Origin of the sequence: uncultured Enorma sp. (assembly GCA_905210055.1) — a bacterium.
Lineage (GTDB): Bacteria > Actinomycetota > Coriobacteriia > Coriobacteriales > Coriobacteriaceae > Enorma.
Genome location: CAJLVH010000001.1, coordinates 41166 through 61036, shown reverse-complemented (window position 1 = coordinate 61036; position 19871 = coordinate 41166). Strand labels below are relative to the sequence as shown.

Here is a 19871-nt window from a genome sequence, read left to right as displayed (position 1 = left end):
GCGGCCGGCGGGGTATCTACGGTACACCGGGGTGTGCTCGCACCCCAGAAGATATGGGACGGACGTCCCAGGAAGGAAGGAACAGGATCATGAGCACTCCACAGGTCTCGCGCAGGCAGTTCGTGGGCGGCTCGGCCGCGATCCTCGCCATGTTGGGCGTGGGCGGCCTTGCCGGTTGCGGCGGCAACGCTGGCAGCGGATCGGGTGACGCCGCGGGCGGCATCGCGCTCACCGACACGTTCACGATGATCTCGGTCGCGAGCAACGACTCGTTCGACCCCATCATGGGCACGGGTGTCGACAAGGTCACCATGCACTCCGTCTTCGACAACCTGTTCATGTTCGATGGCGAGGGCAACGTGCAGCCCATGCTCGTCGACACCTGCGAGCAGAACGGCAACGTCGTCACCGCCACGCTCCGCGACGCGAGCTTCTCCGACGGCGCTCCCGTCACGGCCGACGACGTCGTCTACAGCTGGGAAATGCTCAGCGCCGACCCCTCGCAGGGCCCCTACATGTCCAACTACATCTCCGGCATCACCAAGGTCGACGACAAGACCGTCGAGATCGGCGTCGTGCGCGACGACACCTCGTGGATGAACATCCTCGCCGAGACCATCTACGTCATCCCCAACGGCTCCTATGACCCTGAGGCGAACGACTACGCCGCCCAGCCGCCCGTCGGCTCCGGCGCCTACACCTTCGAGTCCGTCGACGAGGCCCGCACCGTCACCCTCAAGGCCAACGAGGACTACTGGGGCGGCGCGCCCGCCTTCAAGACGGTCGTCGTCCAGGCGCCCGTGGACTCCTCGACCTCGCTCGTCGCCCTCCAGAACGGCGAGGTGAACTGCGTCTCCATGATGGCCGAGACCGCCGTCGAGACCGCGCGCGAGGACGCGAACCTCAACGTCGTCGAGTTCGAGGCGTGGGGCCAGCAGATGCTCGGCGTACTCGTGGGCGACCAGGCCTTCCGCAGTGCCATCTTCCACGCCATCAACACGCAGAACATCGTCGACGTCGTGACGGGCGGCGCTGCCACGCCCGCGACGCAGTTCTTCGCCAAGAAACTCCTCGGCGAGGACTACGACGGCGTCGTGACCTTCGAAGCCTACGATCCCGAGCTCGCCAAGGAAGAGCTCGCTAAGTCCTCGACCGACCTCTCCCAGACCTACACCATCACCGCGAGCGACGAGGCCGGCGCGCAGTGCGCCCAGTGCATCCAGCAGGACCTCGCCGCCATCGGCATCAACGTCGAGGTCGAGAGCGTCGACGTCAACACCTGGTCCTCCAAGCTCATGGACCAGACGCTCCAGATGTTCATCAACGCGCTCGGCACCGACATGCTCGCCACGGACAGCTTCATCCAGCTGCTGCTCGGCGACACCTCGGTGTACTACTACCCCATCTCCGATGAGCTCAAGGCCAAGATCGCCGAGATGAACGCCATCCCGAGCGTCGTGGAGCGCCACGACCTCGTGGTCGAGATCCTGAACGACATGCAGGTCGAGTGCCCAATCGTGCCGCTGTACGACACCGTGAACTACGACGTGTACACGAAGGGCATCGAGGGCTACCTGCCCTCTTCGGCCGGTACCTACGTGTACTACCTCGGCAAGCTCACCAAGTAAGCGAGCCGCGTGCTCTGGGGGCGCGGGTTCTGCGCGAGCCCGCGCCCTTCGGGGCGCCCACCGTATCGCTTCATGCCGCTCGACGCGCCACGGCGCCGCAGGCAGATGTGGGCTAACGCCGGGCGGCATGAACCGATACCGACCACATGATGCGTAGGTGCCCAGGCACCGGGCAATCACGAGGAGGAGAAGCAATGGCAGACGAGAACCTGCTGGTCATCGACGGCCTGAGAGACGTCCTGACGCTCAAGAGCGGCGAGCCCGCCTACCCGGTAGACGGCGTGAGCTTCACCGTGCCCCGCAGCAAGACCGTTGGTCTGGTGGGCGAATCCGGATGCGGCAAGTCCATGACGGCGCGCACCGTGATGCGCATCCTCGACACCGGCATCTCGGTCGCCGAGGGCAGCATCACGTTCGACGGCGAGGACCTGCTCGCCCTGCCCGAGCAGCAGATGCGCGACATCCGCGGCAACCGCATCGCCATGATCTTCCAGGAGCCCATGACGGCGCTCAACCCTTCCATCTCCGTGGGCAAGCAGGTCCGCGAGGCGATCCTCTTGCACGAGAAGGTCTCGCGCGCCGAGGCCAAGGAGCGCGTTATCCAGATGTTCCGCGAGGTGGGCATCCCCGAGGCCGAGCGCCGCTACAAGTCCTACCCGCACCAGCTCTCCGGCGGCCTGCGCCAGCGCATCTGCATCGCCATGGGCATGATCTGCAACCCGGACCTGCTCATCGCCGACGAGCCTACCACCGCGCTCGACGTGACGGTCGAGGCGCAGATCCTCGAGCTCATGAAGCGCCTGCAGCGCGAGAGCGGCATGTCGATCCTCATCATCACCCACAACCTCGGTGTCGTGGCGGACATCTGCGACGAGGTGAACGTCATGTACGCCGGCCAGATCGTGGATCATGCCACGAAAGAAGAGATCTTCAACCACCCGCTCCATCCCTACACGACCGGCCTCATGGACGCCATCCCGCGCGTGAACGGCGACATGGAGCACGACCTGCATACCATCCCCGGCACGGTGCCCGCGCTCGGCCACTTCCCCGCGGGCTGCCGCTTCTGCACCCGTTGCCCGTTCGCCGACGAGCGCTGCCGCACGCAGGCACCCGAGCTCACCGACGCCGGGAACGGCCACCTCGTTCGCTGCTTCAAGCCCCAGGAGGTGCTCTAAATGGCAACCACCGATGAGATTAAAACTTCTGTGCCCACCGATGCGCCCACGGGCGACGCCGAGCCGATTACCGAGGCGTCCGCGAGCGTGCAGGAGACGCCCGTGCTGCGCGCCGAGCACCTCACCAAGCACTTCAAGACGAACGCCGGCGTGGTGAAGGCCGTCGACGACGTGTCGTTCTCCATCGCCCGCGGCGAGACGCTCGCCCTCGTGGGCGAGTCCGGCTGCGGCAAGTCCACGCTCGGCCGCATGGCCGTGCGCCTCATCGACCCCACCTCCGGCACCGTCGAGCTCGACGGCAAGGACATTACGCACCTCAAGGGCAAGGCGCTGCGCGAGGCGCGCAAAAAGATGCAGATCGTGTTCCAAGACCCGTTCTCGTCGCTCGACCCGCATCTCACCCTGGGCGAAATCATCGCCGAGCCGCTCCGCGCCGCCGGCGTCTCCAAGGCCGAGCAGCGCGAGCGCGTCCTCGCCCTCATGGAGCGCGTCGGCCTGGGCTCGGAGTTCTACGAGCGCTACCCGCACCAGCTCTCCGGCGGCCAGCGCCAGCGCGTGGGCATCGCACGTGCTTTGGCGCCGAACCCCGAGGTCATCGTGTGCGACGAGCCCGTCTCCGCCCTCGACGTGTCCATCCAGGCGCAGATCCTGAACCTCCTGCGCAAGCTTCAGCGCGAGACGAGCATCTCGTTCCTGTTCATCTCACACGACCTCGCCGTAGTGCGCTACATCTCCACGCGCATCTGCGTCATGTTCCTGGGCCAGCTCTGCGAGGTATGCCCGACGCCGGACGCCTACACCCGGCCGCTCCATCCCTACACGAAGCTCCTCATCGACTCCGTGCCCATCCCGGACCCGTCGCAGGCGGATCGCAAGCGCCAGCTGCTCGAGGGCGAGATTCCCTCGCCTATCAACCCGCCTGCGGGCTGCCGCTTCTGCACGCGCTGCCCGTACGCCGACGAGCTGTGCCGCACGCAGAAACCCGCGATGCGCGATTTCGGCGAGGGCCGATTCTGCGCCTGCCACCATCCGCTAGAAGCATAGCGCCGCCGCTTGCGCACCGAACTTCCACCCGCCCGCAAGCTTTACGTGCTAAAAAATGCCGAAACCGTCACGAAGAGGCTTTCAACACCTCCTTCGTGACGGTTTCTCCAATTTTTTGCACACAAGAAATCTTGACGCGCAAGAACCTCGGCACGCACGCGATTCAGGCGATGTGCGTCGGCAACCAGGCTCGCGACGGCTATTTTTGCTTATACGCCTCCTCACGGCGAGCCACCTCGTCGATGAGGATCGTGTCGCCATGCTTGGCGGCGAGCACCGTGACGAGCATGAACGCGCCCATGAGCGTGATGTAGCCGAAGAGCATCGTCGGAGCGGCGTCCATCACCATGCCGGACAGGATGGGCGTGACCACCTGCGCCGCCATGGAGACGGTGTAGTAATAGCCGGAGTAGCGGCCGACGCTGTTCGAATCGCAGAGCTCGAGCAGCATGGGGTACACGCACAGATCGACGCCGCCGAGCGCCGCGCCCATGAACAGGAACACCACGTAGAAGAGCGGGTTGAAGCCCGGCACGAGCCAGATGATCGCCGAGCCGATGACCACCACGGCAGAGGTGATGACGGCCATGGCCTTGCGCCCATACTTGAGCGAAAGGTTCGCGATGGGCACATACGAGAGCAAACCGCCCGCGATGGTCACGATATTGATGATCGCGTAGCTGCCACCCGCCATGCCGAAGAATGCGTCCGCATAGCGCGAGATGTTCGTCGTCATCGCGTTGTAGCTCATGTAATAGAAGAACGTCGCGGCGAGAATCATGATGATGGACATGCGCACCGACGGGTCGGCGACGCGCTGCTTGCCGCCGGCCTCGGGCGAGTCGTCGGTGTCGATCTCCGCCTCTTCGATGCCCATCTCGAGGCTCTTCTCGTGCATGCGCTCCACAAGCTTAGGCTCGCGAACGCGCCAGAAGTAGAGAATCGCAGAGCCTAAGATGAACGCTGCCTGAAGACCGAAAAGCGGCAGGTAATCTGGATGCTCGACATCGGGAACCAGCAGTGTGATCGCCACGAGCATCACACCCGTGCCCGCGTAGCCCACGATCTTCTCGATAGAATCCGCCTTGGTACGCAGAGGGCGCGGTGTGATATCGGCCACGATGGCCACGGTCATGGTGCGATACGCGCAGATCGCCACGAGTGTGAGCAAGATCATGGCGATGAGCAGTGGGAAGCTGCGCAGGTTGTTCGCCACGGCGATGAGCGGCACCGCGATGGCAGCCACCACGGAGCCCGCCATGATGAACGGCGTACGGCGCCCGAGCTTGCTCGCGCAACGGTCGCTCAAAATGCCGAAGAGCGGCAGCAGGAACAGGCCGAAAACGTTGTCGAGCGCCATGACCACACCCGTCGTGGCGTTATCCAGGCCGAAGGTATCGGTGAGCATGAGCGGCACGATGCCGTCGAATACCTGCCAGAAGCTGATCATGCCCATGAAGGGCAGCGCCGCGAACGCCACGCTCGCGTAATCGAGCCGGCTCGCCGCCTTCACCGCCTGTTTGCTGGTAGCCATATCATTCCTTTCTGCTTGGAATGGATGGGGTGGGTTGGTTGGGGACGGGTTCGTTTCAACCCATTTTTAGAGAACGTTACGTTCGTTCGCGGTCCCAAAATGGGTTGGAATGAACCCGTCCCCAACCAACCCACCCGACCAACCTATTTCCCTACTCTGCGAGCTGGTCGAGGTTTGCCAAAAACGCCACGTAGAACTTGATGCCGCGCTTGTAGACGTCGACGCCGATGCGCTCGTTTTCCGCATGGATGAGCCCGCGCGCCTCACCCGAGTACTCGAAGCCGCAGAAACGGTACACGCGCTCGCAAATCTCGTTGAACTCACGTGAATCGGTGCAGGAATTCTGCACGTACGGAGCGAATCCTGCCTCGGGATACACGCCGGCGACGCAACGATGCAGGTAATCGAAGGCGGCATCGTTCTCGAACGGGCTTATGGGCGCCGGCTCGGTATAGGGCACGGCGTCGTTGATCTCGACTGTCACATGGTCGGGCGAGACGCCGCTCGCGACGCACTCCTCTGCCGCCAGGACGCGGGCACGCTGCACGGCGTCTGCAACGGTCTCGAAGGGTGCGACGCGCACGTTGAAGTTCGCACTCGCCACCGGCGGCAACACGTTGTGCGCATTCGAACCCTCGAGCTGCGTGAGCGCGTACGTGGTGAGCAGCATCGCCGCCGTCTCGCCGTCGGCGGCCATGATCTTCGCGACCACCGGACGGGTGAGCCATAGGTTCGAGAACACCAGACGGTAGAGCAGGCTGCTGCGACTCGCCAGCTCGGCAAGCGTGGCGTCGAGCGCCTCCGTAAAACATGGTATGCCTGGATGCGCAGCGATGTGCTCGCACACACGGGCGAGCAGCCGCGGGGCGTCGATATCCGTGGGAGTGGAGGCGTGGCCACCGTCGGCGTGCGCCGTGACGGTAAGGTCCACATGCCCCTTCTCCGAGACGCCTACCATAGCAACCGGCACCTTCACGCCGAGCGGGGTATCGCCGGCAACGGCACCGCCCTCATCGAGCACCAGGTACGGATGGATATCGTGGTCACGCAGCCAGGCAACGGCGTCGCGCGCAGCAGGCCCGCTCGTCTCCTCGGCATTCGACGAGAAGTACCACACATCGCGTGGCGGCGTGTACCCGGAGCGGATGAGATGTTCGGCAGCCTCGAAGAACGCGCCGATGATGCACTTCGTATCGAGCGATCCGCGTGCCCAGATCTCTCCGTCGACGATCTCCGCGTCGAATGGATCGTGCTCCCACACCTGCCCTTCGACCGGCACGACATCGTGATGCGCCATCATGACAATGGGGTCGAGCGCAGCGTTCTCGCCCGGCCAGCGCAGTAGAATGCCGAATTCATCGATCATGTGGAGTTCGCACGCCGCGAAGGTAAGCGGGTACAAACGCCGGAGCGTGGGAACCCAGCGCGCGAAGTGCCTGCGATCGACCAGCGCCGGATCGTCGCGCGAAACAGTGGGGATGCGCAGGAGCTCCTGGAACCGCCCCACCGCGTCGTCACCAGCGTGGTAGCCATTTGCCCCAAGCGGCGCACCATCTGGCCGCGAGGGCTTCATCTTCGCGGCGCGCACAGCGCAGACCGCTCCCACCGCCCCAAGCGCAGACCCGGCAGCAAGTGCCGCAGCGCCGCCTAATACCTTGCAGATCGTCTTAGCATGCATAGAGCGGCCTCCTTATCTGGCATAAATCGCTTCACCTATGCAATGCTATGTATTGTAGTCCTATAGCTGGAAGCATGCTGCCGCGATGCGGCACAGCAAACCAGTGGAAACCAACCTGCCCTCGCTGCACTCATGTCGTCGTAGCGCGGCATGCAACGAGGCCGTTATGCAATGAGGAAGAAGTATCCCAGCACCAGCACGCCGAGCACGATGCGATAGACGCCGAACACCGTGAACGTGTGACGACGCACGAAGCCCATGAGCCACTTGATGGCGGCGAGCGAGACCGCGAACGCCACGACGCAGCCCACCACCATGATGGAGACCTCGTTCATGCCGAAGGTGCCGCCGTCGAGGAATACGTACTTCGCGAGCTTGAGCGCGCTCGCACCGAACATGACGGGAATCGCCAAGAAGAACGTAAACTCAGCTGCGACAGAGCGCGTCGTACCCAGCAGCAAGCCACCGATGATCGTGGAACCCGAGCGCGAGGTGCCCGGAATGAGCGAGAGCACCTGGAACACGCCGATGCCGAACGCCGTGGACCACGGCAGATCCTCGAGCCGCGTGATGGAGCCGAAGTCGCCACCTTCTGTGGGTTCGACGTCTTCAGCGGGGCGGGCGAAATGAGCGCCTGCGGGACGGCTCCCGGCCTGAAGACCCTCGGCAGCTACGCGCGCTTCAAACCGATGCGCACGCCACCGCTCAATCACGATGAACGCCACGCCATACACGATGAGCGCCAGAGCAACCACCGTAGCATTGTAGAGATGCTCCTCCATGAAGTCGTCGAAGAGGATGCCAATGATCGCCGCCGGAATGCATGCGACTACGATCTTGCCCCAAAGCACCCAGGTTCCGCGGCGCTCCTCGGCGTCCTTGCGCGGCGAGAACGGATTGAGTTGGTGGAAGAAGTACACGCACACCGCGAGGATCGCGCCGAGCTGGATCACAACCTGGAACATGTTCCAGAACTCACGCGTGACGTTCAGACTGATGAACTCGTCAACGAGGATCATATGGCCGGTCGAGGAGATAGGTAGCCACTCGGTGATGCCCTCGACGAGGCCGAGGAACGCCGATTTGAGCAGCTCGATGAAATCCATGGCGCCTCCCTGTACGTTTTGCAGATGCCATTATCGGCCAGAAAAACGTACGCACACGGAGAAAGCCGTATCGTTCACAGAATACTTCAACCTCTTCGTGCACAACGGGGTATAACCGACGCAACCAAGGGCGTTCCGCACGGTTAGCGCCCACCACAGTTGCATCCAACGCAAGGAGGCATACGATGATTCAAGAGGGTTATTCCAAGGTATTCGTTGCGCTCGACGGCACCGATCAGCAGGACTTTGTGCTTGCGCGCGCCATCAAGGTCGCCGCGAACAACGGGGCGAAGCTCTACATCGGGCACGTCATCGACTCGACGGCGCTCGAATCCGCCGGTGCGTACCCCGTCGACCTCATCAACGGGCTCGAGACGGCGTTCCGCGACTCCATCGCCCCAGCGGTCGAAGAGGCCAAGGCGAACCCCGACATCGCCGATGTGGAGATCATCATCCGCGCCGGCCGCATCCGTGAGACGCTCAAGGATGAGATGCTCGATGTCATTCAGCCCGATCTGGTGATGTGCGGAGCTCGCGGGCTCTCTTCCATTAAGTATGCGCTGCTCGGGTCGATCTCCACGTTCCTGCTGCGCAGCACGGACTGCGACATATTAGTTGTGAAGTAGGGTCGCTCCATCCGGGCTGAGGGCATTCCCGTCGTACTTCAAACAGTTCTGCGCAAGACGGAGGCGCCACTGGCGCCTCCTTTGCGTGCGGAACTCGTACGACGGGAATGCCCTCAGCCCTGCGCTTACCTACTTGCACGAGCGGGCGGAGGGGGCGAGGGGGGTACCTCGGGTTGCCGCGATTCGCCCACTCAAAGGGTCGGATGCGGGGTTGGGCGGCATCGCTTCGCTCGCCGCGTGCGGGATGTCCCAAAATGCACCTGTCCCTTATTGGGTCACCTCAGAGGAGTGCCCCCCCCCGGTCGACGAACCGGAACTTGTTGCGGGAGAAGGTGAGGGTGATCACGAAGCCCTCGCCCGGTTGCGAGGATGCGGCAACGCCCACACCCATCTTGTCGCAGAGGCGCTTCACCAAATACAGGCCGATACCCGTCGAGCGCTTGCCAGTGCGACCGTTGTCCCCGGTGAAGCCCTTGTCGAACACGCGCGGCAGGTCGGCGGCACTCACGCCGCAGCCGTTGTCGCTCACGGTGAGCTCCGCGCGCTCATCGGCGCTCCCCACATCCACGAGCCTCGCCGAAAACTCGATGCGTGGCTCCTCGGAACGGGCATACTTCACTGAGTTCTGGATAATCTGCCCCAGAATGAATTCGACCCACTTCTCATCGGTGAACACCTCGAGATCGAGATCGCCGAGCACGGGCGCGACGTGCGCTCCGATAAGCGTGGAGGCGTTCGCGCGCAACGCGGCCGCCACCAGGTCTGCGAGCGAATACGCGCGAATGAGGTAATCGCGGTCGAACGCCTCCGAACGGGCATAGAACAGCACCTGATCGATGTAGCCCTTCACGCGCTTGAGCTCTTCATCGATCGACTCGACCTTCTCGGCGGCTGCGTCGGCAAGAGGTTCTGCCCGCAGGTTGTCGACCATGAGATGCGCTGCAGCGAGCGGGGACTTCGCTTCGTGAACCCACGTCTCGATATACTCGCGGTAATCGGCAACCTGACGACGGTATTCGGCGACATCGTCGTTTGCCGCGTGCGCGATCGCACCCAGCGCGTCGTAGATGATCGCACCCTCGAGATACTCCGGCCGCTCGACCATCTCCGTCATCCACAGCGGGTGATCGACCTCGCTCGTACACGCCTCCAAATCCCCGAAGAAACGCTTCTTGCGCGTCCAATCGATCGCAAGTGCTGCCAGCGTGCCGAGCACCTCGATAATCGCCGTGAACACGATGATGTTCACCGACACGCCGGCTACGAACAGCACGAAAGACGAGATTAACACCACGATGGCAAGTATGAAGCACGTTGAGGCGTGCGAGAGCACGAAGGAGACGAACTTCATGAACCCCTCCTAGACCGAGTATCCGCGCCCGCGATGCGTGGTGAGGTAATCGCTCACCCCGATCTTCGCGAGCGTCGCGCGCAGGCGGTTGATGTTCACGGTGAGTGTGTTGTCGTCCACGAATGCATCGGAATCCCACAGGTCGCGCATGATCTCCTCGCGCGAGACGATCGTCCCCGCATGCGCCATGAGCAGGCTTAAGATGCGCATCTCGTTCTTCGTAAGCTCGATCTGGCCTCCCGCCGCCTGCGCGACGGAGCGCGATACATCGAGTGTCACACCCTTGTGTTCCAGCACAGTGCGCTCTGCTCCCCCTGCCGCGCGTCGCAGCAGCGCCTGAATGCGTGCCACGAGCACCCGCGTGCTATACGGCTTGGGGATGAAGTCGTCGGCGCCCATGGTCATGCTCATGACCTCGTCGATCTCGGTCACGCGCGAGGTAAGCACGATGATGGGCACCTCGGAGGCGGCTCGCAGCTCACGGCAGAGGAACTGGCCGTCGGTGCCCGGTAGCGTGAGATCGAGCAGCACGAGGTCGGGATGGCGCTCCTGTACGTCCTCGACCACGTGATCGAACGCCTCGCACCACACAGCTTCGAACCCGTTGCGCTCGAGCGCCTGCACGAGCTCGCCGCGAATCGCAGCATCGTCTTCGACTACATAGATGAGGGACATGCGTGGCTCCTTTACCCGATATGAATCAACGGGGGCTACCTAGCGGACAGCATCGTAGAGCTTTTCAAAGGCAGCTGAAAGGAACGCGACGGTACCCGCATCTTCCTGTGCGCACCCCGCATTCGTTACAGCAACGATGCCGTACTCGTCGGACACAAGGAACGCCTCACCGCCCACGAGGCCGGATACCGCACGGAACGGCAGTGCCGGATCGCGCTTGAGCGCGATGCCGCGTGTCTGTGCAAGATGTTCGACCAAGCTCGTCGCACCCGCCGCCGGAACATCCGTCGACAGCCCGATGGTGATTCCGCCGTCTTCCGCCGTGCACAGCACCTCGGGGGCGACGCCGAGCTCGAATGCTTCGACTTGAGCCGTCTGCGCGCGCAGGGCAAGATCTTCGAGCGATGCGTCGGCCAGAGGCTCATAAGCGCCCGTGCTCATCGCTGCTTGCCCCGCCTCGTCCACCACGATCATGAGGACACCATCCGCTACCGCAGCGGGGTCTTCTGCCAGAGACCATTCGATATGCTGCTTTACCCAGCCAAGCAGGTTCGTCGAGAGCGCCTCACCGTTCACGCGCCGCTGCGAGAGCGCGCGCATATGCCGGTTGAGGAGCGGCACATGTCGCCCCGCGAGGCGCCAACGGCACACAAGCGCCGGTTTGCCCAGCTGAAATGCGGTGTCTGTCACAGCAGCTCCTTTTCTGGCATGTAACATTACCCCAGGGGTTTTTCGACATGAGTAAACTCACCGGGTATGTCGAAAACCCCTGGGGTAATGTTACATGCCGAACCTTTCGGAATTTCATCAATTGTACCCCTTGCGCCAGATGTCAACCTCTCGGCGCTTCGCGTGGCAGAGCTCCGTCGACCGCAATCACATCGCTCTGTGCAAAAAGCGTAAAAAGCCTCAGTAAGAACCTTTTCGAACGACTCTTATTGAAGCTTTCTACGCTTTTTAATCAATAAGGCACGATGCACGTAGAAAAAACGGCCGCCAAGGTATCCCTCAGCGGCCGTTGCGGCTCATCTACCGCCAAGCAGCGCTCCGTTGCCGCGCGCCGCCTTAGTGGCGGAAGTGGCGCGTGCCGGTGAAGATCATCGCGATATCGTGGTCGTCGCACGCTTTGATGGACTCGTCGTCGCGCACCGATCCGCCCGGCTGGATGATCGCGGTGACGCCGTGCTCGGCGAGCACGTCCACGTTATCGCGGAACGGGAAGAACGCGTCGCTCGCCGCGACGAATCCGCCCGCCGCGAGCCCCATGCGCTCGCAAGCGTCTTCCGCGCGCTCGCAGGCCAGAAGCGCCGAGTCCACGCGGTTGGGCTGGCCCGGGCCCATGCCGATACCCGCCTGATCCTTGGCGATCAAGATAGCGTTCGACTTCACCGTCTTCACGACGTTCCATGCGAACACGAGGTCACGCATCTCCTTGTCCGTGGGCTTGCGGCTCGTGGGGCACGTGAACTCGGTGGGATCCTCGTCCACCGTGTCGACGCACTGCACGAGCATGCCGCCATCGACGGAACGCACCTCGAGCGTGGCGTGACCCTCGGCGCCGCCCGTGGCGAGCACGCGGAGGTTGGCGCGCTTGCTCAAGCGCTCGAGCGCCTCGGGCGTATAGCTCGGCGCAATGAGCACCTCAACGAACTGCTTGTTCTGGTCTGCGAAATGCTCGACGAGCGCCAGCGGAACCTCGCGGTTCACCGCGATGATGCCGCCGAAGGCGCTCTTGGGATCGCAGGCGAAGGCGCGGTCGTACGCCGTCGTGACATCCTTCGCCACGGCGGAGCCGCACGGGTTCTGATGCTTCAGAATCACGCACGCTGGCTCGTCGAACTCGCGCACCGCATTCCACGCGGCGTCGGCATCGAGCAGGTTGTTGTACGAAAGCGGCTTGCCCTGAAGCTGTTCGGCTCCCACCAGCGGGTTCGGCGAGCTCACGAGGTTCGCAAGCTCTCCGGTGAGCTTGTAGACCGCCGCAGCCTGGTGCGGGTTCTCGCCGTAGCGAAGATCCTGCGCCTTGGTGAGGTGAAGGTCGAGCAGCGCGGGCGGCTCGAAGGGATCATCCGGATCGATCTCGCGATTCTGCAGCTCAAGATACGCGCTGAACCACGTGGAAATCGCCGTGTCGTAGGCAGCGGTGCGCGCATATACCTTCGCAGCGAGGCGGCGACGCGTGACCTTCGTGGTGGCGCCACCGTGTACGCCCATCTCTTCCAGGACGGATGCGTAATCGTCTGGGTCGCAGATCACCGTCACCGCATCGTTGTTCTTCGCGGCCGAACGAAGCATGGAGGGGCCACCGATATCGATGTGCTCGATGGCGTCTTCGAACGTCACGTTCGGATCGGCAACCGTCTTCTCGAACTCATACAGGTTCACGCACACGAGGTCGATGAGCTTGATATCGTGCTCGGCAGCCTCGGCCATGTGCTGGTCGGAATCGCGACGGGCAAGCAGTGCGCCGTGGACCTTGGGATGGAGCGTCTTCACACGACCGTCCATCATCTCCGGATACCCGGTAAACGCCTCGATGGGGGTAACGGGCACGCCCGCCTCCTCGAGCGCCCTCGCCGTTCCGCCCGTCGAGATGATCTCGACACCGAACTTCTCGACGAGCGCCTGTGCGAACTCAACGATGCCCGTCTTGTCGGTCACCGATATGAGCGCGCGTTCGACTTTCCGCTCAGATCCCATGCAGCCCCTCCTTGCCCGCAACGTCGCCACCGTGCACGGGCGACGAAATCCGATACGCTCTCTAATGTAGCGCATCTGCAAGGGAAATAGGCGGAGCGGCGATACACGGTGCAAAGAATCCTCCGAGTGGCGCGCTTACGCCGAAAACAAGAACGGTTCCAGCGGCACGCGGTTAGAACGAACCTCCCCCGCCGCCACCGACGCCGCCGCCTCCGCCTCCGGAGAATCCGCCGCCTCCGCCGCCGCCCGAGCTGAACCCGCTCGCCGCGGCGGCAGCGCTCGGCAGTACGCACACATTCGAGGCATGCTGAACCGGCGTCACACGGCGGCCGTCGCCCGGCAGGTACCACCAGTAGGACGGGTACCACTCGGCAGCGGCGATGCCCTCGATGGGCGCGAGGAGCGCCAGATCGCGCACGAGCTCGGTGGAGACGCCGAGCGCGACGGCGCACACGAGCACGTTATTCCATCTGCCCAGATCATCGGGAACCGCGGCACGGAGCGTCGTGAAATCTTCCAACCAGCGCGTGAAGGCGTCGCAGCGCGCACGGAGCTCAACGCCCTCGGGCGTCAGACGCTTGAACCTCGTCCCGATTACCATGCCCACAATCGCGAGCACTATCGCGGCGACCATGGGAATCCAGAGCTCCTCGATGATTCCTATGATGAACGAGAACGCTGCGAGCACGCCTCCTATCGCAATGGATGCGACCGCGGCAGCCGTGCCCTTCGATGCGATGAGCTGGCGTGCCTCGAGCGCATCGGAGACCTTGTGGACGAAGTCGACGCGCAGCTCCTCGTAGCGCTCGGGGTTATCGTTTTTATAGGAACCGAGGGACGAGAAGCTCGCCGTCGTCTTGCTCGTGCGGAAGAAGAGCCTGAGTGCCGCACCGTTGATATCATCCGCGTCCTTGCGCGCGGGCTGAAGCAGCTCGAGGCGGTACTGCCTGCGTTCTATCTGCGTCTCGTCTTCCCACGCCGCGTCTTCATCTGCAAACGGATCATCTGCGTAGGCAGCGCCCAAGGTGCGTTTGAGATACGCGCGCCGCTGTTCTTCCATATCCTGGATGCCTACCACGCCCTCGGCGGTAAGCTTCATGAGCGTCGAGACGAGCGCGCGCTCCGTCACCGCGCCGTTTTCGGTGAACGCTGCCAAAACGGCAGGGTGGTCGTGTGATGGGACGTCGTCACAGTACGTTTCGGCAAACTGCGGCTTGGACTCGCGCCGCAAGCACCTGAGTGCAACGAGCACCATCGTGAAGAGCGCCGGAACGGCAACCATGCCGGCACCTAAAAACGTTCGCTGCTCGCGCGCACGCTGGCGAAGCGCATTCGCCTCAGCTGCCCACGCCCGCTCTTCCTCCAAAATCGTCGGCAAACGCTCCACGGAGGACGCCTCGCTACTCGCGGCAAGCTGGGGAACCCATGCGAGGGGAAACGCCACGCGCGCCTCGGCGAACTCACCGGTCGACACGCGGGGGACGCGGTACGTCACCTGAGGGATATCGGCATCGAGCGCTACCGCGCCGTCGAGCGGGCCATGCCCCCAGGCGCGGAAGTCCTCGCCCACGGTGGCGGAACCAGATTCAGCGTCGGGAAAGCGAACCACGAGCTCGACATCTTCGGAATCATCCTGCCAGTCGGCACCCACGAACTGCCAATAGAGCTCCGCGGTATCTTCCCAGGCCATCACGGCACCGGTGATCGTGTATCCCACCGAGACGAGCTGGACGTCGTCCTCGGCATGCGGGGCGTACACCATGAGCCGGCATGTGCCTCTCGCCTGTTCCACGGTGTAGACCCCATCGTTCCCCAGCTCGGCAGATGGTACCTGGGTAAACACGCGCTTCCCCGTCATCCACCATGACGCCGTCGATGGCTACGCTCGACGCCGCGCCCTGTTCGTTGCTCGCCAAAGGGATCGTCCAGTACACGCCGTTGCCATCGTCGTCGAATCTGAACGCCCGCGTCTCGACCACGCGAAGGCTGCCATTTCCCAGAACCGATGCCTCAATGCGCACGTTCAGGTAGGAGTCGGCATGCGCAGGCACGGGCGCAGCGAGCGCAGACATCAGAAATAATGTGCACAGCACCAGTACCTTCCGAATGCTTCGCATCATCGCTCCCCTCCCTCGCGCAGACAATTGCCTTGCCCAAAAGTCTACGCGATTTATCCATCTTTGTGTGGGAGTTGCGAGGGAGCATGTTCGCCCGTTTACCTGCGCCCGCTTGGGTATAGAACGCAATGAGTGAAGATGCCGGAGCCCATTCGCATCGAAACCTTCTCGGCTCGTGCAGAGAGCACGGATAATCTGCGTGCGAATGGATTCCGCTCTGAACTACCAACCCTTGCGGGCGGTTGGAAGCGACTCGCCGACCGCCCGCCTACATCGCCCCCCTTTTCCGAGGAGCCCCCAGGCGCGAACCTGGGGGCTCCTTCGTTTTCCGTCTGAAGCCGCGGGGCAACGCACCAGGGCGTGTTTTAGGTTCCGTTGCGGTTCAACTATACTTTCGGACATGAACACCACCCAGGACACACTTCAAAGCGCTCGTGCAGGCGAAGCTCCACGCGTCGTGGGGCGCTTCGCTCCCACGCCGTCGGGCCGCATGCACCTCGGCAACGTGTACGCCTCACTCGTGGCATGGCTCTCCGCGCGAAACCAGGGCGGGAGCGTGACGCTGCGCGTCGAAGACCTCGATCCGCGCACCCAGTCCGGCCCGTGGACGGAGCTCTTGTTCGACGACCTGCGCTGGCTTGGACTCGAGTGGGACGGAGACCCTGTCTACCAGCACGAGCGCGTCGATCTCTACCGAGCTGCCGTCGAGAGGCTCGAGGCAGCCGGGCTCACTTACCCATGCTTCTGCACGCGCGCCGAACTTCATGCCGCAAGCGCACCGCATGCAACCGACGGGACGCCCGTCTATGCCGGCACATGCCGCGGTCTCACACCCGAAGAGATTGCCGAGCGCCGCGCGACGCGCCCGCCCGCGCTTCGACTGCGCGTGCCCGACAGCGACGATCCCCGCGGAACCATCGCGTTCGAAGACCGCGTATACGGACCGCAGCATCAGGTGCTTGCACAGGAGTGCGGCGACTTCCTCGTGCGGCGAAGCGACGGGGTGTTCGCGTACCAGCTAGCAGTGGTGGTCGACGATGCCGCTATGGGCGTCACGGAGGTCGTGCGCGGGTGCGACCTCATGTCGTCGACGCCGCGGCAGATCTACCTTGAGCGGCTGCTCGGCCTGCCGGAGCCCGCCTACGCCCACATCCCGCTGCTCCTCGCGCCCGACGGGCGGCGTCTTGCCAAGCGCGATCGCGACCTGGATATGGGCGAGCTCAGGACACGCTTCAGTACGCCGGCGGCGCTCCTGGGTTGGCTCGCCGGAATCGCCGGCCTCGCGCCCGATACCGCGCCGCGTACCGCCGAGCAGCTTGCCGAGACGTTCTCTTGGGAGACCATGCGCAAGCACCGGGAGAACATGATCATCACTGCTGACATGAGCATTTGACACCAGGCGTAATTATCACTTCGACGACAAGGTGAGAATCTGAGTACCGGACAGGAATTCTCACTCGTTTTGGATTGGAATGCAGATGTATCCGTTTAGGAGCGCTTTAACGGAAAAATTTGCATCGCAAACACTTAGAGTGAGAATCTGAGTCCCGAGCTGAATTCCTCCCGAGAACGAAGACTGAATAAAATTACGGCAATTTTAGTTCGCCCTTGTAACACGTCCGGTGGGTACGCTAATATTGTTAGCTGCTAACGGAGAGCTGACCGAGAGGCCGAAGGTGCTCGCCTGCTAAGCGAGTATTCCCCACAAGGGAATCTGGGGTTCGAATCCCCAGCTCTCCGCCAGCCGAACGCTCTAAGCCCGTTGCCCTTGTGGCGGCGGGCTTTTTGCTACCCAAGCAGCGCGCGGCTTACCACGCCGAGCTCGTCCCTGCCAAGCACGTGCCACATCGCATGGACGCAGCGCCCCGCGAGGAAGTAGAACCCGTTGTCTGCGAGCAGGACGGCAGCATCCACGATACGCCTGAAGCCGTCGCTCCACGGCGCGCATACCATCCCCCGGCTTCGCAAGCACGCCAGCGCCTCCTCGATCGTAGGCGGTTCATTCCTGCCCACCTCTTCCAGCAGCATACGAAGCTCCTGTTCGGCCAGCGCATCCGTTTTCCCGGCACCGCGCACAAGCCGATAGCACGCCGCAGCGGCCTCGAAATCCCCGAGCCGCCAATGGGCGAATGCCGCGCGGTACAAAAGATACGCGATCGATTCACGCTCGAACGCCACGCGCAGGCCGTGCCGCGCGGCCTCTACGACCTCGTCATAGCGCTCAAGATGAGCAAGGATGTTCACGAGTGTCGCATGCGCCTGCATGGAGGTCGGCGCGCTGTCGAGCAGCTTCCGCGCTTCATCCAGCGCGCGTTCATACGCTCCGGCGTCGGCGTACATGCGGCCGAGCGCGAGCCGCGCGAAGAAGAGCGCGTCCGGCGCGCGCAGGATGCGAACCGTCGGATCTTCCTCGAACACCGGCAGCTCGATGCGACCGACATAGCTCTCGCAAAACCTGGTGATGACCGGTCCCTCGCTGAGTAGCTCGCGTGTGGCGCACTGAGCCTCGAGCTCGTCCAGCAACGCGATGTAGCCACGCTCTGCATCCGCGAAATCGACATCTTCCTGGGCATGCAACGCGTTGAGACGCTGCATGTACGGGTCGTCTTCGGGCTCCATGACGGCAAGGTCGTGCGCAGTATCTGCAAGGAGCAGATCGCGCAGCATGGGCGAAAGCGCCCGGCGGTCATCCTCCGGCGCGCGATGACGCACGCGCTCCGCTTCGTCCACGCGCCGCTCGCCTTCCGCGGCATCGTGCGTATCGTCGGTACGCAGCGCTCCCCTGTCAGCTTCGTCCGCTGCACGAAACGCCGTGAGCGCTCTGCGCGCCAAAGGTTCCGAGAGCGAGCGTCCCTCGAGCTCGGACGCAAAGGTGGAAAGCTCTGCCATAAATCGCTCGCGCTCGAGCAAGACAGTATGCACGCTACCCGATTCAAGGTCGCGCGCCTCGACGACGCACCGCTCGATTGCGAGGCCCGAGGCGAATCCCGCGGCGGCAAGCACAAGGGTTATGCGCGCTGCGTACTCGAGAGCCTGCGACGTGCGCTCGTCCTCCACGCACGCATGCCATGCGCCCTCTTCAAGATCAAAATAGGTTGCCGGCATGCTCGGCCAGGTTGGCGCGTCAAATCGTATGCACAGCTCACGACCCTCCTGTTCGAGCTGTACGTTGTAGTCGAGACGCACGATGAGCCCAAGCTGCTCGCTCAAGGTGGCGAAACGCGTGAGCACATCCCATACACCACCGGGCGCACAGGAGACGGTTGCCAGACGTGCCCATGGGTTCTCCTCCCCCGCGTCGGCAAGGATCCGTTCCACCCACGACGTCACATTGGCATATGCTGCCTGCTCATAGACTGAGCAGGCCTCTTCGGACGGCGATGAGGTCACCGGCCGCATCCCGAATCCCAACGCGACCAGTACGCGATAGATTCGGTTGAGCGCCGCCTCGACGGCATACAGAAAGCTCCTGTCCCGCTCCGACACACCAGTCGGATCGAAGTTGAGATAGAACGCGTCCATACGCGTTATGAACGCGAGCGCCATGCGGTGCGACATAGCTATGGCGCGAAGACGCGCGTCATCCACCTCAGAAAGGACGCGAACGATGTAGCGCTCGATGCCAGACGGGTGCTCAGCCGCCTCACAGGAAAGGCGCACCGCCTCGATGGCATCGGGCAGGGGAAGGCGTGAGAGCGGCTCGAGCGGTTGAAGTTCCTTTTCGAGCGGCGTTTGGGAAAAGTCAATGGATGCGCCGGCATCGCGCTCGCGAAACGGGGCATCGGCCCGCCTCTCACTCGGACGCGCGGCGTTCACTCCAGAGGAGAGCGCCGAAGAAGAGGCCCCGGCAATCCCCGCTTCACGCACATCGGCGTGTTCGCGCTCATGCGCAGAGCGCTTATGCGGTGTAGCATCTGCCACTACTGCCAGCCCTCCTTCTATAACGTCGACGCCCCAAGCATGCCGAGAGCACAAAACAAATGCTGCTTGTATTGTGTCCTTCGGCCGCTTTCGTAATCTGAGAATTTTCGTATCAGGTAGATTTGCACCGTCGAACGTACCCTGGAAAACGATTGCGCTTGAAAATCGGCGCGAAAACAAAAAAACGGGCGCTCCAAAGAGCGCCCGTACATCTCGACTGGTGCGGCGTACAGGATTCGAACCTGTGACGTTCTGATTCGTAGTCAGACCCTCTATCCAGCTGAGGTAACGCCGCAACGCAAGAGATATAATG

General features: G+C 63.1%; 14 protein-coding genes, 2 tRNA genes and 1 pseudogene. 6 read left to right on the top strand and 11 right to left on the bottom strand.

Annotated features, from left to right (window positions below; translation table 11 throughout):
* The first annotated feature begins 89 nt into the window (after positions 1 to 89).
* The 3 genes from QZ079_RS00280 to QZ079_RS00270 all read left to right on the top strand — a co-directional run bounded on the left by QZ079_RS00280 (position 90) and on the right by QZ079_RS00270 (position 3850).
* Positions 90 to 1628: an ABC transporter substrate-binding protein gene (locus QZ079_RS00280; protein ID WP_297033518.1), complete on the top strand. Its 1539-nt coding sequence runs from the start codon at positions 90 to 92 to the stop codon at positions 1626 to 1628.
* A gap of 194 nt (positions 1629 to 1822) precedes the next feature.
* Positions 1823 to 2806: an ABC transporter ATP-binding protein gene (locus QZ079_RS00275; RefSeq protein ID WP_297033515.1), complete on the top strand. Its 984-nt coding sequence runs from the start codon at positions 1823 to 1825 to the stop codon at positions 2804 to 2806.
* On the top strand, positions 2807 to 3850 hold the full coding sequence (locus QZ079_RS00270; protein WP_297033512.1) for an ABC transporter ATP-binding protein: 1044 nt from the start codon (positions 2807 to 2809) through the stop codon (positions 3848 to 3850).
* A gap of 199 nt (positions 3851 to 4049) precedes the next feature.
* Here QZ079_RS00270 and QZ079_RS00265 read toward each other — a convergent pair whose 3' ends face one another.
* The 3 genes from QZ079_RS00265 to QZ079_RS00255 all read right to left on the bottom strand — a co-directional run bounded on the left by QZ079_RS00265 (position 4050) and on the right by QZ079_RS00255 (position 8168).
* Complete coding sequence (locus QZ079_RS00265; protein WP_297033509.1) at positions 4050 to 5384, bottom strand: MFS transporter; 1335 nt, start codon at positions 5382 to 5384, stop codon at positions 4050 to 4052.
* A gap of 151 nt (positions 5385 to 5535) precedes the next feature.
* Positions 5536 to 7062, bottom strand: a complete 1527-nt coding sequence (locus QZ079_RS00260) for a M20/M25/M40 family metallo-hydrolase (RefSeq protein ID WP_297033504.1) — start codon at positions 7060 to 7062, stop codon at positions 5536 to 5538.
* 164 nt (positions 7063 to 7226) lie between these two features.
* Complete coding sequence (locus QZ079_RS00255; protein ID WP_291289696.1) at positions 7227 to 8168, bottom strand: undecaprenyl-diphosphate phosphatase; 942 nt, start codon at positions 8166 to 8168, stop codon at positions 7227 to 7229.
* 185 nt (positions 8169 to 8353) lie between these two features.
* On the opposite strand from QZ079_RS00255, the gene QZ079_RS00250 reads away from it, so the two are divergent.
* Positions 8354 to 8794, top strand: coding sequence for a universal stress protein (locus QZ079_RS00250; protein WP_366512016.1), 441 nt, complete (start codon positions 8354 to 8356; stop codon positions 8792 to 8794).
* A gap of 280 nt (positions 8795 to 9074) precedes the next feature.
* Here QZ079_RS00250 and QZ079_RS00245 read toward each other — a convergent pair whose 3' ends face one another.
* The 6 genes and pseudogenes from QZ079_RS00245 to QZ079_RS09445 all read right to left on the bottom strand — a co-directional run.
* Complete coding sequence (locus QZ079_RS00245) at positions 9075 to 10145, bottom strand: sensor histidine kinase (protein WP_297033498.1); 1071 nt, start codon at positions 10143 to 10145, stop codon at positions 9075 to 9077.
* 9 nt (positions 10146 to 10154) lie between these two features.
* Positions 10155 to 10820, bottom strand: coding sequence for a response regulator transcription factor (locus QZ079_RS00240; protein WP_297033496.1), 666 nt, complete (start codon positions 10818 to 10820; stop codon positions 10155 to 10157).
* A 39-nt stretch (positions 10821 to 10859) separates the two neighbouring features.
* Positions 10860 to 11510 (bottom strand): hypothetical protein, encoded by a 651-nt coding sequence (locus QZ079_RS00235; RefSeq protein ID WP_297033494.1) that lies wholly within the window; start codon positions 11508 to 11510, stop codon positions 10860 to 10862.
* A gap of 375 nt (positions 11511 to 11885) precedes the next feature.
* Positions 11886 to 13520 (bottom strand): bifunctional phosphoribosylaminoimidazolecarboxamide formyltransferase/IMP cyclohydrolase, encoded by a 1635-nt coding sequence (purH, locus tag QZ079_RS00230; protein WP_297033491.1) that lies wholly within the window; start codon positions 13518 to 13520, stop codon positions 11886 to 11888.
* A gap of 172 nt (positions 13521 to 13692) precedes the next feature.
* Entirely contained in the window at positions 13693 to 15312 is a 1620-nt protein-coding gene (locus QZ079_RS00225; protein ID WP_297033488.1) for a DUF2207 domain-containing protein, read from the bottom strand.
* Positions 15313 to 15439: 127 nt separating this feature from the next.
* Positions 15440 to 15592, bottom strand: a pseudogene (locus QZ079_RS09445) (DUF2207 domain-containing protein); the annotation flags it as partial.
* 445 nt (positions 15593 to 16037) lie between these two features.
* Here QZ079_RS09445 and gluQRS point away from each other — a divergent pair.
* Both gluQRS and QZ079_RS00215 read left to right on the top strand, forming a co-directional pair.
* Complete coding sequence (gluQRS, locus tag QZ079_RS00220) at positions 16038 to 17030, top strand: tRNA glutamyl-Q(34) synthetase GluQRS (protein ID WP_297033485.1); 993 nt, start codon at positions 16038 to 16040, stop codon at positions 17028 to 17030.
* Positions 17031 to 17289: 259 nt separating this feature from the next.
* A tRNA-Ser gene (locus QZ079_RS00215) sits at positions 17290 to 17380 on the top strand.
* 45 nt (positions 17381 to 17425) lie between these two features.
* On the opposite strand, the gene QZ079_RS00210 is transcribed toward QZ079_RS00215, so the two are convergent.
* Together QZ079_RS00210 and QZ079_RS00205 are read right to left on the bottom strand one after the other, a co-directional pair.
* The gene (locus QZ079_RS00210) at positions 17426 to 19558 is read right to left on the bottom strand and encodes a lipopolysaccharide assembly protein LapB (RefSeq protein WP_297033482.1); all 2133 of its coding nucleotides are present in this window, start codon (positions 19556 to 19558) and stop codon (positions 17426 to 17428) included.
* 218 nt (positions 19559 to 19776) lie between these two features.
* Positions 19777 to 19853, bottom strand: a tRNA-Arg gene (locus QZ079_RS00205).
* Positions 19854 to 19871: the final 18 nt, after the last annotated feature.